Here is a 23909-nt window from a genome sequence, read left to right as displayed (position 1 = left end):
ATGGAACAATATGAAATCGATCCAGGAAAGGCGAAGGCCAACCGCAAGTTGGGCCTGACGCTGGCGTTGATCGCCGCCGTTTTCTTTCTTGGTGTCCTGTTGCGCATGAGTTTGTTTGGTCGTTGAGCCGTGAAGTTCTGGTCTGAAAACACCTCGTTGAAGTTCAAGCTGGTCTTGGTGGCGCTGTCGATGTTCGGCTTCGGTTATGCCATCGTGCCCTTGTACGAAGTGTTTTGCGACGTGACCGGCATTAAGGTGCTGGCTCTGGGTGATCGGTTCATCGAAAGCGCAGGCGACTACAAACCCTTGAACACCCAGGTGGACGACACCCGTACCGTGACGGTGGAGTTCGATGCGAACGTGCGCGGACTGTGGCGCTTCAAGCCAGAGAAGAGCAGTTTGCGTGTTCACCCAGGTGAGATGACCACGATCATGTATGAGTTTCAGAACATGCAGGGCCGCAGCATCACCGCGCAGGCTGTTCCCAGTTACGCACCTGAACAGGCGGGTCCGAATTTTCACAAGCTTGAGTGTTTCTGCTTCAAGGAGCACACATTGGCGCCTGGTGAGAAGAAGTCATGGCCTGTGGTTTTTGTGGTCGACAGCGGCTTGCCCAGAGATGTCAAGACCATCACCCTGTCCTACACCTTTTTTGAAGTCGGCGGAAAGACGCCACCCGTGCCGGTTGCCAGTAACGAGGCTAATGATAAGACCAAGGAGGGTTCCTGATGGCCGAACTTTTGCCTGAAGCCAAGGACTCCGGTAAGGTGTCTTTTTGGCGCACTCTCCGGGTGGTGGCCTGGGCCTTTGTGGGCTTGCGTAATCGCAGTGGACACCAACAGGATATGGCGCAGGTCAAGCCGGTGCATGTGATCGTGGTTGGTGTGCTGGGGGCCTTGTTTTTGGTGTTGGCGCTGATCTGGTTGGTCAACACCGTGCTGGCTGCGTAGGGCGGTTGGCGGTTTGGATTGGTGAAAAATTAAGCGTTAAAGGTGAAAATAGAATGAGTATTACTGAACACGACAAGACGCCCTATTACTTTGTGCCGTCGCCTTCCAGTCATCCTGCCCTGGGCGCTGTGGGGCTTTTCTTTGTGCTCCTGGGTGCCGGTAATTGGATGAATGGCATTGCATGGGGCAAATACTCTTTGGCTTTCGGTTTGCTGTGGTTCCTCGTGGTTTTGTTCCAGTGGTTCAAAGATGCCATCGGTGAAAGCGAAAGCGGAAAGTACAGCCGGCGCATCGACGTTTCCTTCCGTTGGAGCATGGGTTGGTTTATTTTCTCTGAAGTGATGTTTTTCGGCGGCTTTTTTGCCGCACTGTGGTGGTTGCGCGTGCACTCGGTGCCCAACCTGGCTAATGCCGAAAATGCTTTGCTGTGGCCTGAATTCAAAGCGCTGTGGCCCAGTGTGATGGCCGGCGTGACCGCTGCCCCAGCCGGCATCATTGAGCCGTTTGAAGCCATGACACCGTTCTGGCTGCCCACCATCAATACCGCCTTGCTGCTGACTTCCGGGGTCACATTGACCGTGGCTCACCATGCGCTGATTGCCGGTGACCGCCGTAAGACCATCAATTGGATGTGGCTGACGGTGATTCTGGGGTTGATCTTTTTGTTTGTACAGGGCTACGAATACTCCCACGCCTACAGTGAGATGAACCTGACGCTGGCCTCGGGGGTCTATGGTTCCACCTTCTTCATGTTGACCGGCTTTCACGGTTTTCACGTGTTCATTGGCATGTTGATGCTGTTGTTCATCACCCTGCGTCTGCGCAAAGGCCACTTCACGCCCGAGCACCATTTTGGCTTTGAAGGTGCCGCTTGGTACTGGCACTTTGTGGACGTGGTGTGGTTGGGTCTTTACGTCGTGGTCTATTGGCTCTGAACTTGGTCGCCTGCTCAGGCCCCGCCTTGCGCAGTGGCTGCCAAAAAACGCCTAGTGGGCGTTGGTTCCTTAGGGTGTGCCCGTGGGTGAAATCAGCCCCAGCCACCAGGCCACCAAAATGCTTGTGAACAGCAAAATAGACAAACCAACCCGTAGCGCCAGCGACTTGGCCATGTGCTTGGCGCGGTTTTTGTCACTGCCGTCTTTTTTCATCATGAAGACGAACGCCGAGGCCAGGCTGCCCAAAATACCAATGAAGGCCACAATGACTATGTATTTCATGAACGGGATTATCACGTGAGTGCACGCGGGCGTTTCTGGATCGTGAGTTGTTTCTCGTTGTTGGTATTTGTGCTGGGCCTGGCACTGGGGCAATGGCAGCTGGGCCGTGCCGTTCAGAAACTCGCGATGCGCGACGCGATCGCTGAAAACCAGGCCAGACCGCAACTGGATAACGAGGGTTTTCTGGCCATGCTTGGCACGGGTGAGCTGCTTTATCGGCGCGTGAAATTGACGGGCCGCTGGTTGGCCGACGCCACGGTGTTTCTGGATAACCGGACCATGAACAAACGCGTGGGTTTTGTGGTGGTGACGCCTTTGAAGCTTGAGCCCACAGGGCAGGTGGTTCTGGTGCAAAGGGGCTGGGTGGCACGCAATTTTGTAGACCGTCAAGCTTTGCCCCATGTTGCCAACCCATCGTCGGTCGTTCAGATTGAGGGCATGGTATCCCCACCACCGTCCCGCCATTTCGATTTGGGCGGTGGTGATGACGGGCGCATCAGGCAAAATCTCGATCTGAAGACCTATGGTGATGCTTTGGGTTTGGGTCTGGCGCCTATTTCCGTGCAAGAGACTGGCGATATGCGCGACGGGTTGTCCAGAAATTGGCCGCAGCCTAATACCGGCGTCGACACCCATTACGGTTATGCATTTCAGTGGTTCGCCCTGAGCGGGCTGGTCGCTCTCTATTACCTTTGGTTTCAAATTGTTAAACGATTCCGACGCAACCAAGTCTGAAGACTGGGATACACCGTTGACCATGGTTGTCAACACCGTGCCAACTGCAGAGGAGGCTCTGCGCGATCCGCCCGGGCGCACGCGCCGGGGGCGTACTTGGCTGTTGCTGGTCTGGCTGGTGTGTGCCGCGCCTGTTGTGGCGTCCTATCTGACGTTCTACTTTTTCAGGCCGGATCGGATCAAGAGTTTCGGCGAACTGATTGAGCCGCAGAGGGATGTGCCGGTTTTGCTGACCCATGGCCTTGATGGCAAGCAGGACCAACTCGTCTCGCTCAAAGGCCAATGGCTGCTGGTCAGCGTTGCCGGCGGTGCATGCAATGCACAGTGTCAACAGCACTTGTATTTGCAGCGCCAACTGCGTGAGACCATGGGTCGCGACAAAGACCGGATGGACTGGGTCTGGTTGGTGGATGACCAGGCCGAGGTGCCGCAAGCCCTGTTGCCGGCCTTGAGCAGTGCGCTGGTGTTGCGGGTGGATGCCGCAGGTCTGGCGCAATGGTTGTCGCCTGGCAAGGGGCAAAAGCTGTCTGATCATCTCTATGTGGTCGACCCTTTCGGCAAATGGATGATGCGTTTTCCGGCTGATCTCGACGTCAAGAACGCGGCCCAGGCCAAACGCGATCTGAGCCGATTGCTGACCGCTTCGACGTCCTGGGACAAGCCCGGGCGAGTCGACAAGCCTTGAGTTCACCGTGACTTCTTTGTACGATTTATCGCCTCTGGCGCAGATGCTGCTGATGGTGGCCTGCGTGGTGGTGCTGCCGATCGCCTGGATCTGGCGCCGCCACCCCACGCTGCAGGCAAGACGCCATGCTTTGACGGTGCTTCTCTTGTTCGTGACCTTTGACCTGGTGGTCTTTGGTGCCTTCACGCGGCTGACCGACTCGGGTCTGGGCTGCCCGGATTGGCCGGGTTGCTATGGCAGCAGTTCGCCGCTTGGGGCGTCACAGCAGATCGACGAAGCCCGGAGCGCGATGCCCAGTGGGCCGGTTACCCACAGCAAGGCATGGATCGAAATGTTGCACCGCTACCTGGCTTCAAGCGTTGGCGCTCTGATCGTGGTGCTGACGGCGCTGGCTTGGCGTCAGCGCTGGTTGGTGCGCAGTCAGGTTGATTTGACAACGCAGGCCGTGGCAGGTCCATGGCTGCCAACATTGACCCTTTTCTGGGTTTGTATGCAAGGCGCTTTTGGTGCCTTGACGGTCACCATGAAGCTGTATCCGGCGATCGTCACCTTGCATTTGTTGGGGGGTCTGGGTTTGCTGATGCTGCTTGGCCTGCAAACGACGCATGGAGATTCGATGGCACAGGCGCTGCCGGCCATCCCCCGTTCACTCCAGCGCTACTTGTCCCTGGTCCTGTTGATGTTGGTTGTGCAAGTCATGCTTGGAGGCTGGGTCAGCACCAACTACGCGGTGCTGGCTTGCGAGGAGTTTCCGAAGTGTCAGGGTCAGTGGTGGCCTGCGATGGACTTTCGCCAAGGGTTTGAGGTCTGGCGTGCGCTGGGTCTGACAGCCAGCGGCGTCCCCATCGACTTTGCTGCCCTGACCGCTATTCATTACGTGCACCGTTTGATGGCTTACCTGTTGCTGGCCTTGTTGTGTGTGTCAGCCTGTTGGTTACACCGCGCCAGTTGGCGGCGCCCGGCCAAGATGTTGGCCGTCTTGACCGCCTTGCAGTTGATCACGGGGCTGAGCAATGTGGTGTTTGACTGGCCTTTGCTTGCCGCCTTATTGCATACCGCCGGTGCGGCGGCCCTGGCCCTGTTGTTGACCTGGCTTGTGACAAAGTCAAGCGCATCTCGGACAGTGAAGCACGTGGCCACTCTGCCATGAAAGAATTCCGGAGCGTCGCATGAACCAAGCCACTCAACCGACCAAACCCAGCATGGCCAGGGAAGCCTCCATCTGGGCGCAGTACTACGCGTTGACCAAGCCGCGCGTCATTCAGTTGATTGTGTTTTGCGCCCTGATCGGCATGCTGCTGGCGGTGCCGGGCGTGCCGTCCTGGCATGAGGTTGGTGTGGCCGCGATGGCTTGTTTGGGTATTTGGTTGGTTGCAGGGGCCGCGGCCGCGTTCAACTGCATCCTTGAAAAAGGCATTGACGCCAAGATGAAACGCACCGCTTGGCGCCCGACAGCGCGGGGCCAACTGGGAAATCATCAAACCCTGCTGTTTTCGGCCGTCCTCTGCGCACTGGGTTCGACGCTGCTCTACTTTGCCGTGAACCCGCTCACCATGTGGTTGACGTTTGCCACCTTCATTGGCTACGCGGTGATTTACACGGTGATCCTGAAGCCAATGACCCCGCAAAATATTGTGATTGGTGGTGCCTCCGGGGCCATGCCGCCGGTGCTGGGCTGGGCTGCCATGGCGGGTAACGTGGGGCCGGAAGCGCTGATTTTGTTTTTGATCATCTTCCTGTGGACGCCACCGCATTTCTGGGCACTGGCGCTGTACCGGGTGGAGGACTATCGCAAGTCCGGCCTGCCGATGCTGCCTGTGACCCATGGCAATGAATTCACCCAGTTGATGGTGCTGCTCTACACCTTCATCCTGCTGGCGGCGTGTCTGCTGCCCTTTATCTACGGCATGAGTTCCTGGCTGTATCTGGTTGTGGCCGTGGTGCTGAACGCCGGATTCATCCTGCATGCCTGGTGGTTGTGGCGTGATTATTCTGATTTGCTGGCGCGTAAAACCTTCAGGTTTTCCCTCATTCACCTGAGCCTGTTGTTTGCCGCGCTGCTGATCGACCACTACCTGTAACGGCCAGGGCTTCAACCTGCCCGGTTTATCATCAACTTCATGAACAAACGAAACGCGCTCAAATCAATCACAGCTTGCGCTATGGTGCTGGGGACGACAGGTCTTTTCTCAGCCTGCTCGCCTAATGCCCCTCAGTTCACAGCCATTGACATCACTGGTGCGGATTACGCCAAAGGATTTTCCCTCACCGACCACAACGGGCAGACACGCACGCTCCAGGATTTCCAGGGCAAAATTGTCATGATGTTCTTCGGCTACACCCAGTGCCCCGACGTTTGCCCGACCTCCATGGCCGAGATGGCCCAGATCAAGCAATTGCTGGGCAAAGACGGTGAGCGTGTCCAGGGCCTGTTTGTCACCATTGATCCCGCACGCGACAAGCCCGAGATGCTCAAGGAATACATGGGCGCTTTTGATCCCTCCTTTCTGGCGCTGGTGCCAACACCTGAGCAGTTGGCCGTGCTTGCCAAAGACTACAAGGTGTATTACAAAAAGGTAGACGGTCCAACCCCCACCAGCTACACCATGGACCACACCGCTGGCAGCTATGTTTATGACCCCAAGGGCAAACTGCGCCTGTTCACCCGTTACGGTACCAAGCCTGAATTGACGGCGGCTGATATCAAACAGTTGCTTGCGTCGGCGTCCTGAGAGCCGGCTACAACCGTGTGAGGCCTTGCGCCGTGTGTGTGAAACCTGCGTATCCTCACCTTGCTGGTGCCGGGCTTGAGGTAAAGTGAAACCAGTTAATGAATTGCTTGTGCCGGACCAGTAGCCGGACTTAACCCAGGAGAACTCACATGCAAATTCAGGTGAATACCGACGACCACATTCAGGGTGGCCAGTCCCTGGCCCAATGGGTGCGCGAAGAAGCGGGCAGCCGTCTGGCCCGGTTCACAGACCATATCACGCGTCTGGAAGTCTTTTTGACCGACCTCGACAGTGCCAAGTCGGGTGTCAATGACAAACGCTGTCGACTCGAGGCCCGCGTGGCCAGTCGTCAGCCCGTCACCGTCACGGCCGAGGCCGACAAGATGGGCGTTGCCCTCATCAATGCGGTGGACAAGCTGGCAAGCGCCCTGGACGCCGACCTGGGTCGCGTCAAGGATCGCAACGGGCGTGACACGATTCGCGCAGCTGCACAAGATTAGGCGTCTGTCGACGTTTTTGCCGGGCACAGCCTCTCCATGGGTCAAAGGGCTTGCCCCCGGCAGGGTGACCCGTGTTGCCCGGATGTTGCCGCCATCGCTATTGGTTGCTCACGTCCAGTGTTTTGATGATGCCGCCATACATGCGGGTATCTGCCTGAATTCGTTTGACCAGGCCTTCCGGTGACGAGCCCACCACTTGCCAGCCCTGGGCGTACAGTTTTTGCCGTACCTCGGGTGTGCGGGCAATGTCACTGACCAGCACGGCCAGTTTGGCCACCAGGGCGGGGGGCATCGATTTGGGCGCGGCCACCGCATTCCATATTTCCAGGTTGAAGTCAGGCACGCCCACTTCCGCCATGCTGGGCAGATCGGGCGCCAGGGCGCTGCGGCCGCTTGAGGTCACGCCGATGGCACGCAGCTTGTCGCCCTTGACCTGGGCTATTGCCAATGCGGGCGGCAGCATTGACAGATGCAACTGTCCGCCAATCATGCCGGTGGCCACCTGCGCGTAACCGGGGTAGGGCACGTGCACGGCCTGGGTTCCGGTTTTGCTTTTGAAAAGCTCCATGCCAATGTGGCCGATGGTGCCGACGCCAGGCGAGCCATAGCTCCAGCGGTCGCCCGCTTGTTTGGCAGCCGCCAGAAAGGCTTGGGCATTGGCGCCAGGCGCAGATTTGGGCGCCATCAGTACCAGTGGCGAGACTCCCACCAGACTCACAGGCAACAAATCCTTGAGCGGGTCGTATGGCAGCTTGGGGTTAAGCAGTTTGGCGGTGGTCAGGTTGCCGTTGATCATCAGGCCCAGGGTATGGTTGTCAGTGGCCTTGGCCACGTAGTCGGCCGCAATGTTGCCACCGGCGCCCACCTTGTTTTCCACAATGACTGGCTGGCCGAGCGCTCTGGACAGGGGCTCAGCCAGCGTGCGGGCCGTCAGGTCAGGTGAAGAGCCGCCCGGGAAGCCGACGATGATGCGTAAGGTCTTGCTGGGCCAGGCCGGCACTTTGGGAGCAGCCTGAGCTGTTGCCAACAAGGGCAGGGTACTGGCTGCGATTGATATGACGGAAAGTTTGATCCATTGGCGGCGCATGATGACTCCTGTAAAAAAATACCCCTGACGTCGGGGCTGTCAGGGGTATTGTGGCGCAGAGCGCAGGGCAACCAGCGCCGCTTCGCCGGCGAATCAGGCAAATTCAACGAGCGCCTTCTTCATCTTTTTCATGGCGGCAACTTCAATCTGGCGAATGCGCTCGGCGCTGACACCATAAACCGCTGCCAGGTCATGCAGCGTCATGCCGCCCGAGTTGTCATCATTCACCTTCAGCCAGCGCTCCTCCACGATGTGGCGGCTGCGCTCATCCAGCGTAGCGAGCGCCTTGGCAATGCCGTCGCTGGCCAGCATGTCGCGGTGCTGTGCTTCCAGCATGGCGGTGGGTTCGTGCGCAGCATCGGTCAGGTAGGCAATCGGGCCAAACGCGTCTTCGCCGTCATCAGAAGGGCTGGGGTCCAGCAGCACATCACCGCCAGCCAGTCGCGCCTCCATTTCGATCACATCTTCGCGCTTGACGTGCAGCTCGACGGCCATGGCATCGATCTGGCTCTCGTTGAGCGTATTGCGGTGTGTATCAAGCTCAGCCGCTGCATCATCACTCTGGTAACGCTGCTTCATGGAACGCAGGTTGAAAAACAGCTTGCGCTGGGCTTTTGTCGTGGCCACCTTGACCATGCGCCAGTTTTTCAGGATGTACTCATGAATCTCTGCCTTGATCCAGTGCATGGCATAGCTCACCAGACGCACGCCCTGGTCGGGGTCAAACCGTTTGACGGCTTTCATCAGGCCGACATTGCCCTCCTGGATCAGGTCGCCGTGCGGCAAGCCATAGCCCAGATACTGGCGCGCAATGGACACCACCAGCCGCAGGTGCGACAACACCAGCCTTCCGGCCGCTTCCAGGTCATTGTCCTGGCGCAGCTTGTGGGCGTAGCTCTGTTCTTCTTCCAGGGTCAGCATGGGCATGCGGTTGACGGCCGCAATGTAGGCATCCAGATGGCCCAAAGCAGGCACCACTGACCAGGGATTTGCCAAGGTCAGCGGGGTGCCAGTAACGCCAGTGTAAGTAGACATGCCAGAACTCCTTGTTGCTCGAATTTGCAATGTTAGCACTCTATGTGATTGAGTGCCAATCAAAAAGTTCAAATTTCAGGCAGGCTTGTGTTTCAGCCGAACCTGGCTTGTAACAGGGAGGGCTCGATTGCACGGCAGTCGTTGGTTCAGATCGGTGATGACTTGACCGCTGGCGTGGCAAGCGGGGTGGTGGCCAGTTCTTCAGCCACAACATGCAGAGTCAGCAGATCACGGAAAGCCGCCAGATCCAGAAGGGGGCAAAGCTTTGACTTGACTTTGATGAAGAGGCAACTGTCAATGAAAGAGAGCGCCTGTTCGCCAGGCCAGAGGTGAGTCAGCATCGTCATGACTTGCGGGTAGGAGGCAAGGTCTCGACCCGGATGCCCAAACCTGGTCAGATCGGGAACCTGCACGTTGAAGTGCTGTCGGCAGACGTTGCGCAAGCGGTCGAATTCGTCGGCCTGGTTTGCGTGCTGGTAAATCCCCAGCAGGTCCATGCAGATCAAGGGGTTGGGCAGTTCGGCGTTGGCAATGTGCAGACTCAGGATATGGATGGCACGATCGGCTTGCCCCAGGGAGACAAAAAAATCAGCCTGCTGACGGATGTCCTGAACGACGTCCGGGTTGATTTGGAAAGGTGCGACAGACACGACTGGCACAGGCTCTTTCGGGGCCGGATTGCTTGCTTGCGCAGCGACGTCAGACGGCAAAAAAGCGACGGGCTCGTCTGCGGCAGGGTGCTGCCACCATGACTGCGCAGCCGTCGTCAACTTTTTCTGACCGCGCCAAAGCCAGAGCAGTCCAGCCACACCCAGGAGCAACAAGGCGATCAAGCCATAAAGAAGGGTGGTTGTCTGCTGTTGTGATTGCGCCAGTTCGAGTTGGCTGCGCAGCTCCAGCAGGGTGCGGTCGTTTTTGACAGTCAGGTCCCGCATGGATTTGACATCGGCTTGCAGGGCTGCGATTTGCCTGCTTTGCAGCAGCGCATCTTCGGCCGGCGTGAACGGCATATTGAGTTCCAGGTTGTCCATCCGGTCGGAGAGAATCTCCATGGGGTCGAGTTTGAGCACCGATTTGACCGGTTGAACGCCTCCTGTTTTCTGCTTGCGTTTGGCTGTGACTGCTTTAGCAGTTTGTTTTTTGACAGTTTTCTTGACTTGTCCTTTGGATGAGCCAGGTTTGCGCTTGGCCAGCACACTGGGTTTAGGTGTTTTCGCGACAGCCCCCTGGGCTAACACCACCTGGGCCGGCGCCAGTGCCGGATCGGTCCTGTCCAACGGGGTTGTGGCGGCTGGCAGAGGGGCGTTTGCCACCACGTTGGCACTGAAATCAGGCGGTAAATCCACCAGCAGCACATAATTCCGGATCTGGCTGGCGCCACAAAACGTACGCAGCTGTACGGTCACGACCGGTTCATTGACCGGCTCAGCCAGTTGCAACCGCAGTTGGCTGGCTTGAATGGTGAGGCGTGGCGATTTTTGCGGCGCGTCACCATAATGGATGTCGGCGCGCACGCACCCTTCAGAAAGTTCATCGCCCTGGCCGGCCCGGACCGGTACGCTCAGGTCCAGTGCACGACCCATCAGTGCCTGACCCTGGAGTTCCCCCAGCGTCATCGCATGGGCACTGAACACTGCCCCGGTCAGGAGGGCGACACCCAGGTTGGTGATTGCCCTAACACTATTTTTTGTGACAGCTTTTCTCATGTGCGTTGGGGTCATGGACGAATCAAATTTTTCGGAGGCAGCAAGAGAAGGACTTCATGTTCGTCATAATTAACAGCTGAAACCTCTGACAACATAGCCGATCAGGGGCGTTGTTGACCGTCATAAAGCGCCTTGTGTTTATTTTTGTAACTGAATAATAGCGCTTTTGGTTTGACTGCCGACTATGTCCTATGCCAAGGCCAAGGATATATGTGCCAACTTCTGGGAATGAACAGCTACTTGCCGGCCAGCCTGACGCTGAGTTTTACCGGTTTTTCGCAGCGCGGCGGCTGTACCGATCACCATGGTGACGGCTGGGGCATTGCCTTTTTCGAAAGCGACTGCGCCATTCCGGGTAAGGGGGTTCGCCATTTTGTGGACAAATCCAGTGCTGCCACTTCGCCCATTGCCCGCATGCTCAAAAGTTACCCCATCAAGAGCCACAACGTGGTGGCGCATGTGCGCAAGGCGACCGTGGGGCAGGTGGCGCTGGAAAACTGTCACCCTTTCGTGCGCGAGCTGTGGGGGCGCAATTGGGTTTTTGCCCACAACGGTGACCTGAAAAATTACGCGCCCAGATTGCATGGCAGCTTTTATCCGGTGGGCAATACCGACAGTGAACTGGCGTTTTGCTGGTTGATGCAGGAGCTCGCCAAATCTCACGTTGGTGTGCCGTCGGTGGGTGAGTTAAGCTGTACTTTGCGTGAGTTGGTGCCGCACATTGCAAGACATGGCACCTTTAATTTCTTGCTCAGCAACGGCCAGGCCTTGTGGGCACATGCCACGACCAAGCTGCACTACGTGCTGCGCAGCCATCCATTCCGTGAAGTACACCTCAAGGACGAAGACGTCTGCGTCAACCTGGCTGAACTCAACAGCCCCGAGGATCGTCTGGTGATTGTGGTCACCGAGCCCCTGACCACCGATGAGGACTGGCTGGCCATGTCACCCGGTGAACTTGCCGTGTTTGTGGACGGGGCGCGCACCACGCTCTGAGACAATGCCTTCGTGCTGCAAATTTTTGTCATTACCTTTCCCTTTTTTGCGTTGGTGCTGTGCGGCTACCTGGCCGCCCGCGCGCGCATGCTGCCGCTGGAGGCCATTCCTGGTCTGAACGGTTTTGTGCTGTTTTTTGCCCTGCCGTGCATGTTGTACCGATTTGGCGCCAACACGCCGATTGGACAACTGCTAGATATGGGCGTTTTTGCCACCTGGCTGCTGTGCGCACTGCTCACGGTGGGCTTGACGGTGGCGGTCAGTCTGAACGCCCGCATTGGCTGGAATGACGCCTCCTTTGGCGCGCTGGTGGCGGCATTTCCCAATTCCGGGTTCATGGGCGTGCCACTGCTGGTGGCTTTGCTGGGCGCGCAATCGGCCGGCCCGGTGATTTTGACCATGGTGATCGACATGATTGTGACCACCTCGCTGTGCATTGCGCTGTCACGACTGGATGGCGCTGAGGCGCACGGTGCCGCCAAGGCGTTCAAAAAAGCCCTCAAGGGCGTTCTGGCCAACCCGTTGCCCTGGGCTATTTTATTGGGAGCACTGGTGTCTGTGGCCGGTTGGGCGCCTCCCAAACCGGTGGCGCAAACGATTGGTTTGCTGGCCGATGCGGCCTCCCCGGTGGCGTTGTTCACGATTGGCGCGGTGCTGGCGCGCGCCCAGATGCTCGCCAAAGCGGGGCATGTTACCGCGCCACTGCTGCGGGATTATTTGCCGGTGGCAATGTTCAAGTTATTTGTGCATCCGCTGCTGGTGCTGCTGGTGGGCTCCGGGTTGATCAGTCTGGGGCTGCCCCTGTCGCGTTTCGCCTTGACGGTGATGGTGCTCACGGCGGCATTGCCAAGCGCCAGCAATGTGTCGTTGCTGGCCGAACGCTTTGGCGCTGACAACGGGCGCATTGCCCGCATCATTCTGGTCTCGACTGCCACGGCGTTTGTGACGTTTTCAATGGCCGTGGCATTGATGGTTTAGACGGGCCGGGCGCTTTCTTCCGCCAAAGCCTGTTTGCATTTTGATCCAAATCAATACAGGGTTTTCCCCCGGGTGTGTAATTGGTCTTGGAAATTTTTTGATGCCTTGGGTGGTTCACACGCCCGTTATTTGAAAGAATGCAATGCCCTCCTGGTTTTCATATACCTTCTTTACTGTTGTCGTGGTGCTGGCCAGCACCGCTTTGTTTTTCTTTACCTTGACTCGTGGCGCGCTGCTCATGCGCGGTATCACCGGACGACTCACGCACGATGCCGCGCATGTGTACCCGATCTATTCCAATATGCGCTTGATCCGTTTGATTGACTGGCAGCCCATCATTTCAGCGATTTTGCTTTTCCAGTACAGCCACCTGGTGTCCCTCATTGTGCACGGCCTGAATCGGGACAACTTGAAAGGCAAGCAGGTATTGATCACCTCCTGTGCCTTTGGCAATGTCATGCCGCGCGTGACGCAGGCTGCTGTCGACGCCGGGGCCAGCAAGGTACTGGTGGCCGACATCATTCAAAACGAGCTGGACCATGCCGAGCGCAAGCTGACCGCGCACGCCGACAAAACCATTTACATGCAGGACAATGCGATTGCCATGAACCAGGCTGACGGTTCAGTGCGCGCCAATGTCATGTTTTTCCTGTTGCATGAATTGCCAAATCACCTCAAGATTGAAGCGCTCAACGAAGCCATGCGGGTGCTTGAGCCGGGCGGCAAGCTGTATCTTGGCGAGTTCCACAAACCTCGCCCCTCGGTGCTGCGCGCCTTGAGCTGGACCTATTTCAAGGTTTTTGAACCCTATGGTCTGGCGCTGTGGAACACGCACGACCCGGTGTTGCAACTGCAGGCCATGCCTGGCGTGACCTGTGAGCGCCACACCGTATTTTTTGATAATTTCCAAGTGATTGTGGCTACCAAAGCAGCAGCCTGAACTTGGCCACTCGTGGATACTCGCTCAGATATTGTGCGGGTCCACGTCGATTGCCCAACGGATCACGCCTTTGCATTCTGGATGGGCACGTGTGCTGTGCAGTACCCCTTGCCAGGCACTTAAAAACCGCTGCAGCGCAGTGCGCGAAGGGCTTTCCACCAGCATTTGCGCGCGCTCGATGTTGGCAATGCGCGCCATGCTCATTGGCACCGCCGGGTAAAGTGTAATTTGTGTCAGCAGGGTTGCCGTGTCACTTTGGCTGCTGGCGGCTTGACTGGCCAGGGTTAAAAAGCCTTGTGCGGCTTCCTGGCTGCGCGCTTCGGACCGGATCAGCGCCTGGAAGCTGAAGGGCGGCATGGCAGCCTGCTGACGCTCTTTCAGCTGTGAGGCTGCAAAAGCGGGGTAGTCATGTTTTTTCAGCGCTTCATACAAGGGGTGTTTGGGCAGAAAAGTCTGCAGCCACATTTCGCTCTGGTTGGTCACGGTTTCATCGCGCCCGGCGCGTCCGGCGGCCTGCATCAACAGGCTGAAGAGTCGCTCGGGGGCGCGAAAATCGCTGGAAAACAAGGCGTTGTCAGGATTGACGGCGGCCACCAGCGTGATGCGCCGGAAGTCATGCCCTTTGGCAATCATCTGGGTGCCCACCAACACATCCACCTCGCCCGTGTGCACCTGGGCCAGTTGTGATTCGAGCGCGCCCTTGAGCCGTGTGGTGTCGGCATCAATGCGCACAATGCGCACCGGTTGTCCGTCCGGGCGCTGCACCCCTGCCAGCAATTCAGCCAGGTGTTCTTCCAGCCGTTCGGTACCTCGCCCCAGCGGGGTGATATCGGGGTTGCCGCAGGCGGGGCAGGCGCGCGGTACGCGCTCACTCAAACCACAGTGGTGGCAGCGCAGGGTGCGGTCGATCTTGTGGAACACCCGGTAGGCGCTGCAGTGGGGACATTCGCTTTTCCAGTCGCAGTCGCTGCATTGCAGCACCGGGGCATAGCCGCGCCGATTCAAAAATACCATGCTTTGCTCACCCCTGGCAATGCGCTGGGTGATCGCCGCCAGCAAGGGTGCAGAGATGATGCAGGACTTGGGCTGGTGGTTCATGTCGACCCGGCGCACCAGTGGCAACTGACCGCGGCCAATCCGGCTCGGCATTTCCAGCCTCAGGTAACGCCCGCCCTCTTCGGCCGGGCGGCTGTGGTGCCAGCTTTCCAGTGATGGCGTGGCTGAACCCAGCATGACCTTGGCCCCTTCCAAGTGGCCCCGGTAAATGGCCAGATCGCGTGCCGAGTAGCGCGCCCCCTCACTGCTTTTGTAGCTCGGGTCATGCTCTTCATCAACAACGATCAGTTGCAATTGCGGCATTGACGCAAATACCGCCATCCGGGTTCCGAGCACCACGCGCGCCGCGCCACTGTGGGCGGCCAGCCAGTTGTTCAGGCGTTGTGCCGGGCTCATGCCGCTGTGCATCGACACCACCGCATCTGCGCCGTACAGAGGACAAAAGCGGGCCTTGAAGCGCGCTTCTAGCTGGGGTGTCAGGTTGATCTCAGGCACCATGACCAGCGCCTGCGCTTCGGGCTTGCTGGCCAGTAGCGCAGCGGTGCAGTGCATGAAGACTTCGGTTTTGCCGCTGCCGGTGGCGCCAAACAGCAGGAAGGGTCCGGGCTGCTGGTGGAACTGGCTAATGGCCTGGTGTTGCTCCTGGGTCAGTACAACGGCTGGGGTTGCGGCGTCTGGTTCTGGTGTCGGTGCCGTGTCGGTCTCTGTGGCTGGTTTGACCACGGCTTGGGTGCGCTTTGCCGTCGCCGTGGCTAATTTCTTCAGCCGACGCTCCAGTTGGACGCTGCTCATGTCACGCAGTTGTGGCGGCAGGGCGGCCAGGGCCACCTCGCCTGCCGCGCGTTGGTAGTAGCTGGCGGCAAAGCGGATCAGGTCACGCCAGTGGGCGCTCAAGGGCGGCATAGCATCCAGGACCGTTGTCACCGGTCGCAGTTTGGCCGGATCAAGTGTCGCGTCAGATGCGCTGGTCGAATCGATGGACCACACGACGCCCAGCAGTTCGCGCTGTCCCAACGGCACGCGCACCAGGGTGCCTGGAGGCAGGGGGGCCTCGCTCCAATAACTGAGTGCACCCGCCATCTGGCTGTGCGCCGGGGTATGTACCAGGACCCGTGTCAAGCAGTTTCCAGGGACTGGTGGTTCGGGCATTTTGTTCAAGTGAACTTGCGAAAAAAGCGATAAGTGCTTGATTTTGAGGGCTTTTATAAGTCATCCAAGTTTTCTGTGGATAACTTTGTTGATAAAGAACCAAGAAGCATGGCCAAGCCTTGCAAATCAAGGCTTTTGTTAGCTTGCTCAGAAAAAAGGCAAATTTTAAAAACTATATAAATCAATAGCTTATGAAATTTTTTGCTTTAAGGGTAAGCCCGTGGAAAAAAATAAATCAGCTTCACTTCAACTCTGATTTTGTGCATAAGTAGCAAAGATTTTTGTCCTTTGGGCTGGTAAAACAGGCAAAAAGATGCTAGTGGCCCAATTCAGGCGAGATATTCTGGGGAGCACAATCCGTCAGTCTGCAGCGCGCATTTGGCGTGAGTGCTGATGTACGGCTTGCACCAATGCGGCGACATGCTCAGGTGCCGTGTGCTGGCTGATACCGTGGCCCAGATTGAAGATGTGCGTCGGACCGGCGCCACTTCCGAGATGCGGTGTGCCAAAAGCGTTCAGAGTCTTGATCACTTCAGCTTCGATTTGCGCGGGCTGGGCAAAAAGCACGTTGGGGTCGAGGTTGCCCTGCAACGCTTTGCTGCCACCCACCAGGGCGCGCGCCTTGGCCAGGTTGACGGTCCAGTCCACGCCCAGCACATTGCAGTCCAGTTCAGCCATTTCTTCGAGCCACAGGCCTCCGCCTTTGGTGAAAACAATGCTGGGAATGCGCGCACCGTTGTACTCTTTGTGCAATTGCGCCAGAACACGGCGCGTGTAGGCCAGGCTGAATTCCTGGAATGCACCATCGGCCAGCACGCCGCCCCAGCTGTCAAAAATCATCACGGCCTGAGCGCCGGCTTCAATCTGGGTGTTGAGGTAAAGCGCCACCGCGTCGGCATTGATCTGCAACATCTTGTGCATCAGGTCCGGTCGGCTGTACATCATGGTTTTCACCAGACGGTAGTCGTCCGAACCTGCACCTTCGACCATGTAGCAGGCCAGTGTCCAGGGGCTGCCGCTGAAACCGATCAGTGGTACTTTGCCATTGAGTGCTTTGCGGATCGATGTGACGGCATCGAATACATAGCGCAGCTTGGCCATGTCAGGCACCTCCAGCTTGGCCACAGCGGCTTCATCGCGCACGGGGGATGCGAATTTGGGGCCTTCACCCAAGGCAAATGACAACCCAAGACCCATGGCATCGGGCACGGTCAGGATGTCGCTGAACAAAATGGCGGCATCAATTGGAAAGCGCTCCAAGGGTTGCAGCGTGACTTCGGTGGCAAAATCGGTGTTGGTGGCAAGCCCCATGAAACTGCCGGCTTTGGCACGTGTGGCGCGGTATTCAGGCAAAAACCGGCCGGCCTGGCGCATCATCCAGATGGGCGTGTAGTCGGTGGCCTGGCGCAAACAGGCGCGCAGAAAGGTGTCGTTTTGGAGGGGGGCGAATGAGGATGGGGTGGTCTTCGAATTCATGCGCCGATTGTCGCATTCCGGCATAGCCAAAATGCGGCAGGCTGACAAATCCAGTTGCTAAAGCGTTGCCAGCGCGCTGCGCACTTCGGATACCGACAAAATTTCTGACAGCACCACAGGCGCACGTCCAGTCTGGTACAGCACGTACACCGGTACACCATTGCGCCCCAGCTGCGCCAACGCCGCGGTGATGTCGGCATCACGGCGCGTCCAGTCGGCACGCAGCAGTGTGACTTGTCTGCTGGCAAAGTCGGCCAATACCTCTTTACTGGCCAGTGTGGTGGACTTGTTGTACTGGCAGGTCACACACCAGGCGGCGGTAAAGTCCACAAACACGGGTCTGCCGGTTGCCAGCACCTGATCCACCTTGCCCGGAGCCCAGGGCTGCCACAGCGCTGTGCTGGCTGTGACGTTGTTGTTTTCCAGGGGTTTGATGACGTTTTGGCCGATAGAACCCGCCAAAAAGGCGAGCGTCGCCAGTGAAACTGTCGCCATCACCATGCGGCTGCGACCCTGCAAACCAAGCGCCCAGATCACCAGCGCCAGACTCAGCAGCAGCGCCAGCAGGGCCGCTGCACCATTGATGCCGCTTTGTTGGCCCAGCACCCAGACCAGCCAGACCACAGTAGCAAACATGGGGAACGCCATGGCGTGGCGGAAAGTCGCCATCCATATCCCGGGGCGTGGCAATTTGCGGGCCAGTGCTGGCGACCAGCTGACCGCCAGATAGGGCAGCGCCATGCCTAGCCCCAATGCGGCAAAAATCGTCAACGCCTGTGTTGCGGGCAAAGCCAGTGCCAGTCCGAGTGAGGCGCCCATAAAGGGGGCGGTGCAAGGCGAGGCAATGACCACCGCCAGAATACCTGACAAAAATGCATTGACTGACGGGTTTTTGGCCTCCAGCAAGGCCACACGGCTGGGTACAAACTGGCCAAATTCGAACAAGCCGGTCAAATTGAGTCCGATCACGGTGAACAGCACGGCCAGCGCCGCCACCATGGCCGGTGACTGCAGCTGAAAGCCCCAGCCCAGTTGTTCGCCGGCACTGCGCAGCCCCAGCATCAGCGCGCCCAGCGCGACAAATGACAGCACCACCCCTGCGCTGTAGGCGAGGCCACCGACGCGCTGATGGCGTTGGTTGCTGCCATGACGGGCAAACCCGACCACTTTGATGGCCAACACCGGGAATACGCAGGGCATCAGGTTCAGGATCATGCCGCCCAGCAGGGCGCCCAGCAAGGCCATCCAGAGTGAAACGGGCAGGTTTGAGGCCGCAGTTATGGGTGGGCTGGTTGCCGCTGCGCCGGACAGAGACAGAGGCGCCTTGACGGGCCAGCTACCGCTCACTTTGGCCTGGGTAATAAAGCCCAGGCGCTCGTTGCCCACTTTTCCGACCAGCACCAGCGGCATGACCTCCGGGCTGGCGCTGCGGTGTGGCGAGAGTGGCACCTCAGCCGTCCACACATCACCCTGCCAGCTTTGTTTCCATTGAGCTGCGGTCGCGATGATGTCTGGCGTTTCCGGGAAAAAGTCCAGGGTTTTCCCCTTTAAACTGACAGGCAACCCCGCCACGGACGCTTTGAGCGTCTGACCCTCAATGGCAATGCTGCCTGCCTCTTGAAGCGCCTGGGGCTGGGCTTTCAAGGCGGCATCGAAGGCCGCGCCATGGATGGCGGTAGAGCCCTTGACCGGAATGCGCAGCACAAATTCACCGTCCTGCGGCACACATTCGAGCTTGCACACCAGCCAGCTGGCTTGCAATTTGATGTCGAGTTCGGGGTTCACCACCGAGGGTTTGAAGTCGGGCGTGATGGTCAGTGGTACCGGCAGCAGCACGGTGTTTTCATAACCGTAGTTGGCGAGGTTGCCAATCGGGATCTTGACTGGCAGCGGCCAGGCAATGTCGCCAGCCAGCACACCGGTGGGGAGTGTCCAGCTGAGACGGGTGGCCAGACCGGAGTCGCCGGAGTTCTTCCAGTAGGTGTGCCAATCCGGCTGGTGGCGCAGTTGCAGCCCGACCCAGACCGTTTTGCCGGGGTCAACGCCATCGGGTGCGTGGGCTATCAGCTCGGCCTGGATCTGTTCGGTGGTGACGGTGTTTTTTACGCTGTCTTGTGCCATGACGCCTGTCGACAGCAAAGAAATGGCAGTGAAAACCAGGGCAGAGAAGGGGCGCGTCAGGCGTTTCAGGAGAATCATGGTGTTGTAGGAGGCAGAAGTGGTCTTGAAGTTCCGCGGATGAGCTGGCCGCTGTTTCAGACTACTGAAACTTCGGCACCAAGCAGCGATGTCTGCTCAGGTTGTGGGCTGAAAACCGTGGGCAGCTTGGTCGGGGCCTTGATGCGTAATTGCTTGTTGACGTTTTCCTGGCCAAATACCACCTCGATGGCGGCCACATTCACCCCGAATAGCGGCGCCAGAAAGCGCAGCATGTGGTCGGTGGCTTTGCCGTTCAGCGGTTTGGCCGTGACGCTGACCTTGAGTTGGGTGCCCTTGGGCTTGCCAATGGCATCCTTGCTGGCGCTGGGTTTGCCCAGGATATTGACCACCAGCACGTCGCCATCCCAGGCAAAGAAGGAGTCACCCGTGACGTTGCGTGAACTTTTTTGAGTCATGCGCGAATGATACGTGCAAGCTTCAGGTGATCCTGTGCGGCAGGCGCTGAGGGCCGCGCCTGCCAGCAAGTGGCCTGCTTTGTGTCACACTCATGTCACAGCAGCCAGTGCATAGTCGAGGGTCATTGGTTTTTCATTTCTCTGGAGATTTTGTATGTTCACTCCTCATCCCACCCGCCGTCGCGTCCTCGGCATGGCGCCTGTCGCAGGCCTGTCCGCCCTGGGCGTCAGCCTGTTGCCGCAGGGCCTGCTTCACGCACAGGGCACGGTGTCGGGCAATCTGTCCTTGTACACATCGCAGCCTGACCGCGACGCGCGTGGCACCATCGAAGCGTTCAATGCGCGTTACCCTGACGTCAAGGTCAATGTGTTTCGCTCCGGCACCACCGAGGTCATCAACCGCCTGCGCACCGAAATCGCCGCAGGCAGCCCACGTGCCGACGTGCTGCTGATTGCCGATGCCATTTCCATGGAGTCGCTCAAGGCCGATGGCCGCCTGCTGCGCATGACGCACCTCAACACCCAGCAAATTCCCGCGCGCTACTTCGACGCCGAGCGCACCTACATCGGCACCAAGCTGATCAGCACTGGCATCGTGGTCAATGCCAAGGCTGCCTTCAAGCCCAGGTCCTGGAAAGAGCTGCTCAACCCGGCGCTCAAAGGCCAGCTCATCATGCCCAGCCCGCTTTACTCGGGGGCCGCGGCCATCACCATCGGTGCCTGGAGCCGCGCGCCCGAGCTGGGCTGGCCGTTCATTGAAGGCCTGAAGGCCAACAAGATGATCGCCGTCAAGGGCAATGGTGCGGTGTTGCAGCAAGTGGCCACCGGCGAGAAAATGGTAGGTGTGCTGGTGGACTTCATGGCCTTCAACGCCAAGACCAAGGGCTCGCCGGTCGAATTCATTACTCCCAAGGAGGGCCTCACCTACGTGACCGAACCCGCCGCTATTCTGAACACCACCAGCAATTTGCCAGCAGCGCAAGCGTTGGTGAGTTTCCTGGTGTCGCCCGAGGGGCAGAAGTTCTCCACGACTTTGGGTTATTTCCCGCTGCAGGGCAATATCTCGGCGCCTGCGGGATATCCGAAAGTGGAGAGCTTGCGTTTCCTGCCGTTTGATGCTGACGCACTGCTCAAGGGAGCCGAGGCCGACCGCAAACGTTTCTCGGACATTTTTGGCGGTTGATGGTTTGACGCTTTTGACGGTTCCTGCGGCGGTGGTCTCGGATTCGGACGCGCAGGAGCGCGGTCTGCTCTGGCTGGCACTGCTTTTTCTCGGCCTGTTCACGCTGTTACCCGCGGTTTACCTGGCTGTTCAGACCGGGTTGGCGCTGGTCGGACCGGCGCGCGAAGCGGTATGGGCGACGCTGACCTCCGTTGACGCCTGGCGTGCCAGTCGGCACACGCTGGAAGTGGGCGTGGGCGGCACCCTGCTGGCGCTGCTGTACGGGCTGGTGTTTGCGCTGTTTGTCACACTCACCTCGGCGCGACCGCGCCAGTGGCTGGTGTTTGCTTTTGTGGTGCAGGCGCTGCTGCCGCCCCAGGTGGTGGCGCTGGCCTGGACGCAACTCTGGCTACCGCTCAAAAACGCGGTGATCGCCCTGGGCTGGAGCGACTGGCAGACTGTCAGCAACCCGCTGCAGTCGCGCGAAGGCATCGTCCTGCTGCTGGGTATCCACTACGCGCCGCTGGTGTTTTTGACGGTGCGCGCCGGCTTGCTCAAGCTTTCGCCCGAGGTGATCGAGGCGGCCCGGGTGAGTGGCGCTGCGCCGCGCACCGTTTTGTTCCGGGTGATCCTGCCGCTGGTGCTGCCTTCGCTGGTGGCTGGGGGCGCACTGGCGTTTGTGTCGTGCATCGGCAATTTCGGCATTCCGGCGTTTTTGGGCATTCCCGGTGACTATCTGGTGTTGCCAACGCTGATTTACCGTGAACTCTCAGGCTTTGGCCCGGCCGCCATCCCCAACGCGCTGGTGCTGTCGGCGCTGGTGGCGTTGCTGGCGGCGCTGGGCATGGGTGTGCAGCAGGTGTATTTGAAGCGCGGGCGCGTTGATGTGATTGCCGCGCACCTGAAAGTGGCGCCGTTCGACTTGGGGCGGGCGCAGCAAGTGGTAGCCATGGCGTTGTCGGTGTGGGTTGGTCTGCTGCTGTTGGCCCCCTTGTTGGCCTTATTGGCCAAGTCGGTGTCACCCGGCCTGGGTATCCCGCTCACCTTGGACAATCTGTCCCTGGAGCATTACGCCTATGTTCTGTTGCACAACGATGCCACGCTGCGCGCCTTTGTCAACAGTGTCAGCCTGTCGGTCGGCAGCGCGGCGGTGCTGGCGGTGGTGTCTCTGTTTCTGGCTTACCAGATGGAATACCGGCGCAGCGCGCTGCTGCGCCGGCTCATGCCGTGGATCGAGGTGCCCTACGCGATCCCGGGGGTGGTGCTGGCCATTGCCATGATCCTGCTCTACCTCAAGCCCTTGCCGCTGTTGGGCTGGTCGCTGTACAACACGCTGTGGATCATCTTCTTTGCCTACTTGGCGCGGTTTTTGACGATTCAGTTGCGCCCGGTCATCAGTGGCTTCATGCAGATGCCGCGCGACATGCTGGAAGCTGCCGAGGTGTTTGGTGGCACGTTGTTGAGCCGCATGCGACGCATCATCGTGCCGCTGATCTTGCCCTCGGTCACCGCCGGGGCCTTGTTGGTGATGCTGCTGTCGCTGAACGAACTCACCGTGTCCGCCCTGTTGTGGGCCAGCGGCACCGAGACGCTGGGGGTGCTGGTGTTCGGGCTGGAGCAGGGCGGCGAGTCGGCCGCCGCCTCGGCCGTGGGGGTGATCTCGATTGTGCTGACGTTGCTGTGTATGCTGCTGGCCTCGCGGCTGGGGCGTCGTTTACCTGAAGGTGTGTTGCCGTGGCGCGCATAAAACTACAAGATGTTCATAAGCACTACGGTCGTGGTGCGGCGGCTTTTCACGCCCTGCGCGGCGTTTCTCTGGAAATGTACTCCGGCGAATTTGTTGCTTTGTTGGGGCCATCGGGTTCAGGCAAGACCTCACTGTTGCGCGCCGTGGCCGGCCTGGAAACGATAGACAGTGGCAGCATTGAGCTGGCTGACGATGTGGTCGCAGCACCCGGCCGGCATGTGCTGCCTGAGCGGCGCAACGTGGGGGTGGTGTTTCAAGGCCATGCGCTGTGGCCACACATGACGGTTTTTGAGAATGTGCTGTTTCCGCTACGCGAATCCGGCTTGAACGAAGCCCAGGCGCGCCCGCGTGTGATGGAGGCGCTGGCGCAGGTGGAGCTGCAAGCCCTGGCCGGGCGCACCCCCGGCGAGCTCTCGGGTGGGCAAAAACAGCGCGTGGCACTGGCACGTGCCATGGTGGCCAATCCGCGCGTGATCCTGTTTGACGAGCCGCTGGCCAGCCTGGACGTGGAACTGCGGCGCGACATGATGCGCCACATCGACCAGTTGCGCCGACCTGACAGCAGCATGATCTACATCACCCACAACCAGGAAGAAGCGCTGGCGCTGGCGGACCGCGTGGCGGTGCTGTTTGACGGCTGTATCGCCCAGATCGACACCCCGGTGCGTTTGTGCCGCGAGCCTCAGACCGAGCGCGTGGCCCGGTTTGTCGGCGCGGGTAACCTGCTGCCTGCCCGGCGCGCCGGCACCGCTCATAACGGCTGTTCGCAAGTGGCGCTGGGTCAATACCATTTTTCGGCACGTGATACATCAACAGGCGTCAGCGAGACTTTGCAGCTGTGTCTGGGGCCCACGGCGTTTGCGCTGGTCGGGCCCGACGCACCGGGTCTGACCGTGCGGGTGGAGCATGTTTTTTTTCAGGGCAGCAGCTATGCGGTGGACGCGGTTCTGCAAGGGGCGCTGGCCGTGTCCTTGAGTCTGGTTCTGCCGTTTGAGACGCAACCCCGACGCGGCGACCTGCTGCGCTTGCAGGTGCGTGACGCATGGGTCATGCCCGGGCCTCCCGGTAGCGCCTGAGGCGCTGGTTCTGGACCGTGAACGGGCCTCGTACACTAGCAAGGCCGCTATCCTGCCATTCACTCAT

General features: G+C 59.0%; 24 protein-coding genes. 16 read left to right on the top strand and 8 right to left on the bottom strand.

Translation table 11 applies throughout. From position 1 onward, the window contains the following. The 4 genes from NDJ10_RS06085 to NDJ10_RS06070 are packed head-to-tail and all read left to right on the top strand — an operon-like array spanning position 1 to position 1885. Positions 1–126 carry a cytochrome oxidase small assembly protein gene (locus NDJ10_RS06085; RefSeq protein ID WP_296160306.1) on the top strand — a complete coding sequence of 42 codons (126 nt, stop codon included), beginning with the start codon at positions 1–3 and terminating at the stop codon, positions 124–126. Between the two features lie 3 nt (positions 127–129). Next, positions 130–729: a cytochrome c oxidase assembly protein gene (locus tag NDJ10_RS06080; protein ID WP_296160305.1), complete on the top strand. Its 600-nt coding sequence runs from the start codon at positions 130–132 to the stop codon at positions 727–729. Further along, positions 729–950 (top strand): DUF2970 domain-containing protein, encoded by a 222-nt coding sequence (locus NDJ10_RS06075; protein WP_296160304.1) that lies wholly within the window; start codon positions 729–731, stop codon positions 948–950. The genes NDJ10_RS06080 and NDJ10_RS06075 overlap by 1 nt, the downstream gene beginning before the upstream one ends. A 53-nt stretch (positions 951–1003) precedes the next feature. Continuing rightward, positions 1004–1885 (top strand): cytochrome c oxidase subunit 3, encoded by an 882-nt coding sequence (locus tag NDJ10_RS06070; RefSeq protein WP_296160303.1) that lies wholly within the window; start codon positions 1004–1006, stop codon positions 1883–1885. 69 nt (positions 1886–1954) lie between these two features. On the opposite strand, the gene NDJ10_RS06065 is transcribed toward NDJ10_RS06070, so the two are convergent. Beyond that, on the bottom strand, positions 1955–2167 hold the full coding sequence (locus NDJ10_RS06065) for a twin transmembrane helix small protein (protein WP_296160302.1): 213 nt from the start codon (positions 2165–2167) through the stop codon (positions 1955–1957). A gap of 15 nt (positions 2168–2182) precedes the next feature. Between NDJ10_RS06065 and NDJ10_RS06060 the strand changes: the two genes are divergently transcribed. From NDJ10_RS06060 to NDJ10_RS06035, 6 genes are all read left to right on the top strand, one after another. Then, a complete protein-coding gene (locus tag NDJ10_RS06060) occupies positions 2183–2902 on the top strand; it encodes an SURF1 family protein (RefSeq protein WP_296160301.1) in 720 nt (239 codons plus the stop codon). A gap of 22 nt (positions 2903–2924) precedes the next feature. Continuing rightward, complete coding sequence (locus tag NDJ10_RS06055; protein WP_296160300.1) at positions 2925–3587, top strand: hypothetical protein; 663 nt, start codon at positions 2925–2927, stop codon at positions 3585–3587. Between the two features lie 7 nt (positions 3588–3594). Continuing rightward, positions 3595–4737, top strand: a complete 1143-nt coding sequence (locus NDJ10_RS06050) for a COX15/CtaA family protein (protein ID WP_296160299.1) — start codon at positions 3595–3597, stop codon at positions 4735–4737. 19 nt (positions 4738–4756) lie between these two features. Next, complete coding sequence (cyoE, locus tag NDJ10_RS06045) at positions 4757–5668, top strand: heme o synthase (protein ID WP_296160298.1); 912 nt, start codon at positions 4757–4759, stop codon at positions 5666–5668. Between the two features lie 39 nt (positions 5669–5707). Continuing rightward, on the top strand, positions 5708–6319 hold the full coding sequence (locus NDJ10_RS06040) for an SCO family protein (RefSeq protein WP_296160297.1): 612 nt from the start codon (positions 5708–5710) through the stop codon (positions 6317–6319). 149 nt (positions 6320–6468) lie between these two features. Then, positions 6469–6819 (top strand): HPF/RaiA family ribosome-associated protein, encoded by a 351-nt coding sequence (locus NDJ10_RS06035; RefSeq protein ID WP_296160296.1) that lies wholly within the window; start codon positions 6469–6471, stop codon positions 6817–6819. A gap of 97 nt (positions 6820–6916) precedes the next feature. On the opposite strand, the gene NDJ10_RS06030 is transcribed toward NDJ10_RS06035, so the two are convergent. From NDJ10_RS06030 to NDJ10_RS06020, 3 genes are all read right to left on the bottom strand, one after another. Continuing rightward, the gene (locus NDJ10_RS06030; RefSeq protein WP_296160295.1) at positions 6917–7906 is read right to left on the bottom strand and encodes a tripartite tricarboxylate transporter substrate-binding protein; all 990 of its coding nucleotides are present in this window, start codon (positions 7904–7906) and stop codon (positions 6917–6919) included. 93 nt (positions 7907–7999) lie between these two features. Continuing rightward, entirely contained in the window at positions 8000–8941 is a 942-nt protein-coding gene (gene rpoH, locus NDJ10_RS06025; protein ID WP_296160294.1) for an RNA polymerase sigma factor RpoH, read from the bottom strand. Between the two features lie 146 nt (positions 8942–9087). Further along, positions 9088–10575 carry a hypothetical protein gene (locus NDJ10_RS06020; protein ID WP_296160293.1) on the bottom strand — a complete coding sequence of 496 codons (1488 nt, stop codon included), beginning with the start codon at positions 10573–10575 and terminating at the stop codon, positions 9088–9090. A gap of 282 nt (positions 10576–10857) precedes the next feature. Here NDJ10_RS06020 and NDJ10_RS06015 point away from each other — a divergent pair, with 282 nt between their 5' ends. From NDJ10_RS06015 to NDJ10_RS06005, 3 genes are all read left to right on the top strand, one after another. Continuing rightward, on the top strand, positions 10858–11643 hold the full coding sequence (locus NDJ10_RS06015) for a class II glutamine amidotransferase (protein WP_296160292.1): 786 nt from the start codon (positions 10858–10860) through the stop codon (positions 11641–11643). Positions 11644–11655: 12 nt separating this feature from the next. Then, positions 11656–12621, top strand: a complete 966-nt coding sequence (locus tag NDJ10_RS06010) for an AEC family transporter (RefSeq protein ID WP_296160291.1) — start codon at positions 11656–11658, stop codon at positions 12619–12621. 142 nt (positions 12622–12763) lie between these two features. Continuing rightward, positions 12764–13561 (top strand): class I SAM-dependent methyltransferase, encoded by a 798-nt coding sequence (locus NDJ10_RS06005; RefSeq protein ID WP_296160290.1) that lies wholly within the window; start codon positions 12764–12766, stop codon positions 13559–13561. A 24-nt stretch (positions 13562–13585) separates the two neighbouring features. Here the strand turns inward: NDJ10_RS06005 and priA are convergent, their stop codons facing one another. The 4 genes from priA to NDJ10_RS05985 form a co-directional block, all read right to left on the bottom strand. Next, positions 13586–15766 carry a primosomal protein N' gene (gene priA / locus NDJ10_RS06000; RefSeq protein WP_296160289.1) on the bottom strand — a complete coding sequence of 727 codons (2181 nt, stop codon included), beginning with the start codon at positions 15764–15766 and terminating at the stop codon, positions 13586–13588. A 360-nt stretch (positions 15767–16126) separates the two neighbouring features. After that, positions 16127–17242, bottom strand: a complete 1116-nt coding sequence (hemE, locus tag NDJ10_RS05995) for a uroporphyrinogen decarboxylase (protein ID WP_296160288.1) — start codon at positions 17240–17242, stop codon at positions 16127–16129. Positions 17243–17299: 57 nt separating this feature from the next. Further along, positions 17300–19363 carry a thioredoxin family protein gene (locus NDJ10_RS05990; protein WP_296160323.1) on the bottom strand — a complete coding sequence of 688 codons (2064 nt, stop codon included), beginning with the start codon at positions 19361–19363 and terminating at the stop codon, positions 17300–17302. Positions 19364–19497: 134 nt separating this feature from the next. Then, positions 19498–19857 (bottom strand): DUF167 family protein, encoded by a 360-nt coding sequence (locus NDJ10_RS05985; protein ID WP_296160287.1) that lies wholly within the window; start codon positions 19855–19857, stop codon positions 19498–19500. Between the two features lie 154 nt (positions 19858–20011). Here NDJ10_RS05985 and NDJ10_RS05980 point away from each other — a divergent pair, with 154 nt between their 5' ends. Genes NDJ10_RS05980 through NDJ10_RS05970 form a run of 3 tightly spaced genes read left to right on the top strand, consistent with a single transcriptional unit; the run spans position 20012 to position 23842 of the window. Next, on the top strand, positions 20012–21040 hold the full coding sequence (locus NDJ10_RS05980; protein ID WP_296160286.1) for an ABC transporter substrate-binding protein: 1029 nt from the start codon (positions 20012–20014) through the stop codon (positions 21038–21040). Between the two features lie 4 nt (positions 21041–21044). Beyond that, the gene (locus NDJ10_RS05975) at positions 21045–22766 is read left to right on the top strand and encodes an iron ABC transporter permease (protein ID WP_296160285.1); all 1722 of its coding nucleotides are present in this window, start codon (positions 21045–21047) and stop codon (positions 22764–22766) included. Beyond that, positions 22754–23842: an ABC transporter ATP-binding protein gene (locus NDJ10_RS05970; RefSeq protein WP_296160284.1), complete on the top strand. Its 1089-nt coding sequence runs from the start codon at positions 22754–22756 to the stop codon at positions 23840–23842. The genes NDJ10_RS05975 and NDJ10_RS05970 overlap by 13 nt, the downstream gene beginning before the upstream one ends. Positions 23843–23909: the final 67 nt, after the last annotated feature.

The organism is Rhodoferax sp., from assembly GCF_023700745.1.
Lineage (GTDB): Bacteria > Pseudomonadota > Gammaproteobacteria > Burkholderiales > Burkholderiaceae_C > Rhodoferax.
The sequence above is the reverse complement of the archived record's forward strand: the minus strand, read 5'-3'. Positions and strand labels throughout refer to the sequence as shown.